The sequence below is a fragment of the Streptomyces sp. NPDC035033 genome (assembly GCF_040636735.1).
GTDB lineage: Bacteria > Actinomycetota > Actinomycetes > Streptomycetales > Streptomycetaceae > Streptomyces.
In genome coordinates, this window is sequence record NZ_JBEZUZ010000038.1 from 21178 (window position 1) to 28199 (window position 7022).

6 protein-coding genes and 1 pseudogene are annotated in these 7022 nt (G+C 74.5%); 4 read left to right on the top strand and 3 right to left on the bottom strand.

Features of this window, described 5'->3' with window-relative positions; all coding sequences use genetic code 11:
• Positions 1-57: 57 nt before the first annotated feature.
• A complete protein-coding gene (locus tag AB0E83_RS17545) occupies positions 58-1236 on the bottom strand; it encodes a steroid 3-ketoacyl-CoA thiolase (RefSeq protein ID WP_362111836.1) in 1179 nt (392 codons plus the stop codon).
• 271 nt (positions 1237-1507) lie between these two features.
• Here AB0E83_RS17545 and AB0E83_RS17550 point away from each other — a divergent pair, with 271 nt between their 5' ends.
• Both AB0E83_RS17550 and AB0E83_RS17555 read left to right on the top strand, forming a co-directional pair.
• On the top strand, positions 1508-2767 hold the full coding sequence (locus AB0E83_RS17550) for a cytochrome P450 (protein ID WP_362111839.1): 1260 nt from the start codon (positions 1508-1510) through the stop codon (positions 2765-2767).
• Positions 2768-2855: 88 nt separating this feature from the next.
• Entirely contained in the window at positions 2856-3947 is a 1092-nt protein-coding gene (locus tag AB0E83_RS17555) for a DUF2330 domain-containing protein (protein WP_362111842.1), read from the top strand.
• A gap of 50 nt (positions 3948-3997) precedes the next feature.
• On the opposite strand, the pseudogene AB0E83_RS17560 reads toward AB0E83_RS17555, so the two are convergent.
• A pseudogene (locus AB0E83_RS17560) lies at positions 3998-5035 on the bottom strand (serpin family protein); the annotation flags it as partial.
• Between the two features lie 12 nt (positions 5036-5047).
• On the opposite strand from AB0E83_RS17560, the gene AB0E83_RS17565 reads away from it, so the two are divergent.
• Positions 5048-5377: an antibiotic biosynthesis monooxygenase gene (locus AB0E83_RS17565; protein WP_362111845.1), complete on the top strand. Its 330-nt coding sequence runs from the start codon at positions 5048-5050 to the stop codon at positions 5375-5377.
• A 147-nt stretch (positions 5378-5524) separates the two neighbouring features.
• A complete protein-coding gene (locus AB0E83_RS17570; RefSeq protein WP_362111848.1) occupies positions 5525-6001 on the top strand; it encodes a GNAT family N-acetyltransferase in 477 nt (158 codons plus the stop codon).
• A gap of 18 nt (positions 6002-6019) precedes the next feature.
• Here the strand turns inward: AB0E83_RS17570 and AB0E83_RS17575 are convergent, their stop codons facing one another.
• Positions 6020-6883: a hypothetical protein gene (locus AB0E83_RS17575; RefSeq protein WP_362111851.1), complete on the bottom strand. Its 864-nt coding sequence runs from the start codon at positions 6881-6883 to the stop codon at positions 6020-6022.
• Between the last annotated feature and the right edge of the window lie 139 nt (positions 6884-7022).

Sequence of the window (7022 nt, forward strand, 5' to 3'; positions counted from 1 at the left end):
GGCCCCGCCTCCCGGAGGAGGACGGGACCCCGCGGTTTCCGGGCACCCCTGCCGGGTCTAGAGGCGCTGGATGATCGTGCCGGTCGCGAGCGCGCCGCCCGCGCACATCGTGACCAGCGCGAACTCCTTGTCGGTCCGCTCCAGCTCGTGCAGCGCCGTGGTGATCAGGCGGGCGCCGGTCGCGCCCACCGGGTGGCCGAGGGCGATCGCGCCGCCGTTGACGTTGACCTTCTCCAGGCCGTCGAGCTCCTTCTCGAAGACCTGCGCCCAGCTCAGCACGACCGACGCGAACGCCTCGTTGATCTCGACGAGGTCGATGTCCCGCAGCGACATGCCCGCCTTGCCGAGGACCGCGCGAGTCGCGTCGACCGGCCCGTCGAGGTGGTAGTGCGGGTCGGAGCCGACGAGCGCCTGGGCGACGATCCGGGCGCGGGGACGCAGCTTGAGGGCGCGCGCCATGCGCTTGGAGGCCCACATCACGGCGGCGGCGCCGTCGGAGATCTGGGAGGAGTTCCCGGCGGTGTGGACGGCGGTCGGCATGACCGGCTTGAGCCGGGCCAACCCCTCCATGGTGGTGTCGCGCAGCCCCTCGTCGCGGTCGACGAGCCGCCACATGCCCTGGCCCGCGTGCTGCTCCTCCTCGGTGGTCGGGACCTGGACGGCGAAGGTCTCGCGCTTGAACCGCTCCTCGGACCAGGCGACGGCGGCCCGCTCCTGGGAGAGGAGGCCGAGGGAGTCGACGCGCTCGCGGGTCAGGCCGCGGCGGCGGGCGATGCGCTCGGCGGCCTCGAACTGGTTGGGCAGGTCGACGTTCCACTCGTCGGGGAAGGGCTTGCCGGGGCCGTGCTTGGAGCCGGAGCCGAGCGGGACGCGGGACATGGCCTCGACGCCGCAGGAGATGCCGACGTCGATGACGCCGGCCGCGATCATGTTGGCGACCATGTGGCTCGCCTGCTGGGAGGAGCCGCACTGGGCGTCGACGGTGGTGGCGGCGGTCTCGTACGGCAGGCCCATGGTGAGCCAGGCGGTGCGCGCCGGGTTCATGGACTGCTCGCCGGCGTGGGTGACCGTACCGCCGACGATCTGCTCGACGCAGTCGGCGGGGATGCCGGTGCGGCCGAGGAGTTCGCGGTAGGTCTCGCCCAGGAGGTAGGCGGGGTGGAGGTTGGCGAGCGCGCCTCCGCGCTTGCCGATGGGGGTGCGTACGGCTTCGACGATGACGGGTTCCGCGGCCATGAGCTCGTCCTCTCCTCGACCGGACGGGGTGTCCCGGCACTCCGTCCGGTCGGCGTCACGGGAGAACTAGTACGCGTTCTAGTTCTGAGGGAAGTCTGATGACTGCTACCGCCGGTACGCAAGGGTCCGGAAGGCAGGAGTTCGGCCTCGGACGCGGGCTCAGGAGGCGCACGGGGGCACATTCGGCCCGCGCCTCTTGCTACTTGTAGAACTCGTTACTAGCTTTCCCGGCAACTTCTGATGGTCCATCAGATATTGGAGCGTGTTGCCGATGACCTGCCCCCACCTCCCCGAAGGATTCGACGCCACCGACCCCGACCTGCTGAGCAGCCGCGTCCCGCTCCCCGAGTTCGCGGAGCTGCGGCGGACCGCCCCGGTCTGGTGGTGCCCCCAGCCGCGCGGCGTCACCGGTTTCGACGACGAGGGGTACTGGGCCGTCACCCGCCACGCGGACGTCAAGTACGTCTCCACCCACCCCGAGCTGTTCTCCTCGCACGAGAACACCGCCGTGATCCGCTTCAACGAGCACATCGGCCGCGAACAGATCGACGTCCAGAAGCTGATCATGCTGAACATGGACCCGCCGGAGCACACCCGGGTCCGCCAGATCGTCCAGCGCGGCTTCACCCCGCGGGCCGTCCGCAGCCTGGAGACCGCCCTGCGCACCCGCGCCCGCGCGATCGCCGAGGAGGCGCGGGCCGCCGCCGCCGAGGACCCGGACGGCTCCTTCGACTTCGTCACCCGGGTCGCCGTCGAACTCCCCCTCCAGGCCATCGCCGAACTCATCGGCGTGCCCCAGGAGGACCGCTCCCGGATCTTCGTCTGGTCCAACAAGATGGTGGCGTACGACGACCCCGAGTACGCCATCACCGAGGAGGTCGGCGTCGAGGCCGCCATGGAACTCATCGGCTACGCGATGAACATGGCCGCCGCGCGCAAGGAGTGCCCCGCCCAGGACATCGTGACGCAGCTCGTCGCCGCCGAGGGCCAAGGGAACCTCTCCTCCGACGAGTTCGGCTTCTTCGTCCTCCTGCTCGCCGTCGCCGGCAACGAAACCACCCGCAACGCGATCAGCCACGGCATGCACGCCTTCCTCACCCACCCCGACCAGTGGGAGCTGTACAAGCGCGAGCGCCCCGCGACCACCGCCGAGGAGATCGTCCGCTGGGCCACCCCGGTCGTCTCCTTCCAGCGCACCGCCACCCAGGACACCGAACTCGGCGGCCGGAAGATCAGGAAGGGCGACCGGGTCGGCCTCTTCTACTCCTCCGCCAACCACGACCCCGAGGTCTTCGACCGCCCGGAGACCTTCGACATCACCCGCGACCCCAATCCGCACCTGGGCTTCGGCGGCGGCGGACCCCACTTCTGCCTCGGCAAGTCCCTCGCCGTCAAGGAGATCGAGCTGATCTTCGACGCCCTCGCCGACACCCTGCCGGACCTCTCCCTCGCCGGCGAACCGCGCCGCCTGCGGGCCGCCTGGCTCAACGGCGTGAAGGAACTCAGGGTCCGCACGACGACCACCGGCTGAACACCGGCCCGGGACGGGATCGAGGCCCTGGACCGGGCCCCGGCGGCGGGGCCGGAACCGGAACCGGCCCTCGCACGTCCGATCGGGCATGCGGGGGACACACACCATCCGGGCCAGAATCCTGACCACGCTCGCCGCGCTGTTCGCGCTCCAGCTCGGCTCGCTCGTCGCACCGGCCTGGGCCTGCGGCTGCGGCGCCATGATCCCGGACGAGGACCGGCGCATCGGCGTCGACCGGGAGGAGTCCGCCGTCCGCTGGGACGGCCGGACCGAGACCGTCGTCATGCGCTTCCGCGTGCACGGCGACGCCCGGCGGGCCGCCTGGATCATGCCCGTGCCGCGCCGGGCCGACGTCACCCTCGGCGACCCGGCGCTCTTCGACGAGATCGAGGAGCTCGCCGCCCCCGAGCGGCGCGACCGCACGTACTTCTGGCCCCGCGAGGACGACTGGCCCTTCTCCGCCGGACGCGGCGACGGCGCCCCGGCCGGCGCCCTCCCCGGCGGCGCCGTCGGCGTCGTCGGCCGGGAACGGCTCGGCCCCTTCGACGTGGCCCGCCTCACCGCCACCGACCCGGACGCCCTCGGCGACTGGCTGCACGCCCACGGCTTCGAGCTGCCCGACCGGCTCACCCCCGCACTGCGGCCCTACGTCGACCGGAAGTGGGAGTACGTCGCCGTCCGCCTCGCGCCGGAGGAGGAGGGCGCGCCGCTGCGCGGCGAACTGACCCCGCTCCGGATCACCTTCGCCTCGTCCGAACTCGTCTACCCCATGCGCCTCTCCCGGCTCGCCGACCGGCGCCAGACCCTCGGCCTGTCGATCCTCGCCGCCCACCGCATGGAGCCCCGCTCGTCCATCGGCGGCGAGGCCCCCGAGGTCACCTTCTCCGGCCGCGTCGACCGCCCGGCCGGCGCCGTGGCCGCCCTCACCGGCGGCGCTCCGGCCCATCTCACCGTCCTGGAGCAGGAGTTCCCCGAGCCGTCCCGCATCGACGACGACCACGTCCTGCGCACGGTCGCCGACACCCCCTACCGCCGGGTCCTCTACACCGACCGCCTGTCGACCGTCGCCGGCGTGCCGAGCTGGCTCCTCCTGACGGGCGGCGCCGCCACCGCGACCGTCCTGGCCATCACGCTCCTGACCGTACGGGCGAGCCGCCGCCGGGCACCGTCGCCCGCGTGACCGGCCGCCGCCGCCCGGCCGGCGGTCCCGGCCCGCCAGCCGGTGAAGAGCGGGAGCTCCCCCTCCGCGTCGAGGACGACGACGCCGAAGGGGCGGTCGAAGGCGATCCGCTCGGCGGGCCGCGGCCGGGCGGCGCTCCTGGTCATCTCCACCTGGGTGACGGCCGCCGCCTCCACCCCCGCCTCGGCGACCTCCACCACCGCCTCCTGGAGCGCCTTGGTCACGTGCAGCGGCTCGGGCGAGAGGCCGGAGAAGTCGGCGCCCGGCCGGAGCGGGGCCGTCACCCCGAGGGACGCCAGCAGGGGCAGGGCGTCGGTCCGGCCCCGCAGCGTGAACCGGGGCAGCGCCAGCTCGACGCCCCCCGCCCGTACCGGCTTCCGCCCGCCGTCCGCCCAGGCGAGCGGCACCACCGCGGCCGGCCCGGCGCCCTCGGGTCCGAGCACGAACCGCACCCGTGGCGCCCGCTCCCCCGCGCAGGGCAGCTCCACCACGGTCCCGCCGCCGACCCGCCACGCCCACCCGGCGGGCACCCGGCGGTGCATGGTGGGCACGTCCGCGGTGACCCCGTCCGCGCCGGTGAAGGGCGCGGGCCGGGTCGCGGCCGCCGCGAACGCCTCCCGCCAGACCGCGCCCAGCGCCACCACGCCGACCAGCACCAGGTCCGCGCCCCCGCCGAGGGCGTCGGGCAGCCCGCCGATCCGCCCGCCGGTGACCCCGGCGACCCACGCGTCCAGCTCCGCCTGCGCGCCCTCGCCGAGCCCGCCGAACCCGACGCCCGGCAGCCCGTCCCGGTACGCCGCGCGCACCGGCACCCGGCTGCGGACCGCGGCGCCCGCCGCGACCCCGTCGGTCGCCGCGAGCACCGCGCCGACCTCGCCGACGGCCGCCCCGGCCGCCTCTCCCGCCACCCCGAGCAGCTCCCGCAGCTCCTCGGCGGTCCGCCCCCGCGCTCCCGCCGCCACGGCCGCGAGCGCCGTCCACCACCCGGCCGGCGACTCCGCGAAGTCCCGGCCCGCGTCCCGCGGCAGCCCCCACTCGGCCAGCTCCCGCACCGCCCCCGCCCAGGCGGTCCCGCCGTTCCCGGTCATATCCTGCCCCTCATGAGCATCGTGAAGATCAACGTCCTGACCGTGCCCGCCGAGCAGCGGGAGGTGCTGGAGCAGCGGTTCGCCTCGCGGGCCGGGGCCGTGGAGGGCTCCGACGGCTTCGAGTGGTTCGAGCTGCTGCGCCCGCTGGAGGGTACCGACCAGTACCTGGTGTACACCCGCTGGCGCAGCGAGGAGGACTTCCAGAACTGGATGAACGGTTCCATGAAGGCGGCCCACCAGGGCACCGCCGGCGGTGAGGGCGGCGGCGAGCGGCCGAAGCCGGCGGCCACCGGCTCGACCCTGTGGTCCTTCGAGGTCGTGCAGCAGGCGTCCCCGAAGTAGGCCCCGGGGCCGGGGCCCGAACCGACCCGACCCGGCTCGGCCCGAACCGACCCGGCCCGAACCGGCCCGGTGCCGGTGGCGGTGGCGGTGCCGGTGCCGGAACAATTCGGCGGCGGCCGTGGTCCCGCGGGTCGCACAATGGCCCGCATGACCTGGATCTTCTCCCCCGAGCGCGTCGACACCCCGGACGCCACCGCCCTGCGCCGCGACTACTTCGGCGATGTCGCCGGACGCTACTACGGACGGGTGCTGGTCGAGGACGAGTACGACGAGGAGATGATCGACGAGGGGCTCGGCCTGCTCGCGCCGCCCGCCGGGGAGTTCCTGGTCGGGCGGTACGCGGGCGAGGCCGCCGCCTGCGGCGGGATCGTCCTCCTCGACGGCGGCCGGGCCGAGCTGACCCGCGTCTTCGTCCGCCCCGCGTACCGCGGCAAGGGCGGCGCCGACCTCCTCCTGAGCGGCCTGGAGGAGGCCGCCCGCGCGCTCGGCGCCCGCCGGACCGTGCTCAACACCCGGCTCGACCTGGTCGAGGCGCGGGCGCTGTACGCGCGGCACGGGTACGAGGAGATCCCGGCGTACTGCACGGGGCCGTACATGGAGGTCTGGTACGGCAAGGAGCTCTGAGGCCCCGGCCCGTCCCCGTCAGCCGTTCCAGACGACGACGTCGAAGGTGGCGGTCGTGTCGTTGGCCAGGCCGGCCAGTTCCTTGACGGTCAGCCGGACGATCCGGCCCTCGCCGGTCACGCCGCAGATGGTCAGGCCGGTCTTCAGCCTGATGTCCACGCCCGTGGCCTGGGTGCCGATGACGCCCGCGCAGTCCTCGTACGAGGGGAGCTTCGCCGTGTCCTTCCACACCAGGCTCTTGGCGCCGTTGTCCGGCTGCAGCATGTGGTCGCCGAACGGGTAGACGTTGAAGTCGCTGTCGCCGCTGTTCTCGGCGTCGGCGGGGGGCGCGGCGTCGAGGTCCTTGTCCCCGATGTAGGGGATGACCAGGACGCCCTGCCACTGGACCGTCCCGGGCGCCGGCCCGGACGGGGTCGCGGACGCCAGCGCCTCCTGGGACGGGGTGCCGGAGGGGGCCGAGGCGGAGTCGGTGGGCGTCGGCGTCGGCGTCCCGTCCGCCGTCGGCTTGTCGTCCGCCGGCGTCGCCGAGGAGGCGGACGGGGCGGTCGCGGCCGTGGGCTCCTTGTCCCGGTTGTTCACCAGGTACGTGCCGGCGACGCCGATCACGGCGGCCACCAGGGTGGCCGCGGCGCCGATCCAGGCGCCCCGGTGCGAGGACGTCCGCCGCGGCGGGGTGCTCGGCGGCGGCGGGGTGCCGTAGCCGCCGTACGCCGGCCCGGCCGGCGGGGTGCCGTAACCGCCGTGCGGTGACCCGGCCGGCGGGGTGGCGGGACCGTTGTACGGCGATCCGGCCGGCGGGGTGGCGGGACCGTTGTACGGCGATCCGGCCGGCGGTCGCCCCGGAGGCGTCGGCCAGCCCTGGCCCGGCTCGTTGCTGCTCATCCTGCCCGTCCCCCTGTGCGTCGATCTTCGGCAGGACAGGGTACCGGCCGCCCCTGACTCCGCGTCACCCCGGTTTCGGGTGGGCGGCGTTCACGGCTCGGAGGCGGTGGACGGACCGGTGGTCGGACCGGCGACCGGA

Coding starts and splice junctions, on each gene's coding strand:
- AB0E83_RS17555 (WP_362111842.1), top strand. CDS start 2,856: ATGCGGGGGACACACACCATCCGGGCCAGAATCCTGACCACGCTCGCC.
- AB0E83_RS17565 (WP_362111845.1), top strand. CDS start 5,048: ATGAGCATCGTGAAGATCAACGTCCTGACCGTGCCCGCCGAGCAGCGG.
- AB0E83_RS17545 (WP_362111836.1), bottom strand. CDS start 1,236: ATGGCCGCGGAACCCGTCATCGTCGAAGCCGTACGCACCCCCATCGGC.
- AB0E83_RS17575 (WP_362111851.1), bottom strand. CDS start 6,883: ATGAGCAGCAACGAGCCGGGCCAGGGCTGGCCGACGCCTCCGGGGCGA.
- AB0E83_RS17550 (WP_362111839.1), top strand. CDS start 1,508: ATGACCTGCCCCCACCTCCCCGAAGGATTCGACGCCACCGACCCCGAC.
- AB0E83_RS17570 (WP_362111848.1), top strand. CDS start 5,525: ATGACCTGGATCTTCTCCCCCGAGCGCGTCGACACCCCGGACGCCACC.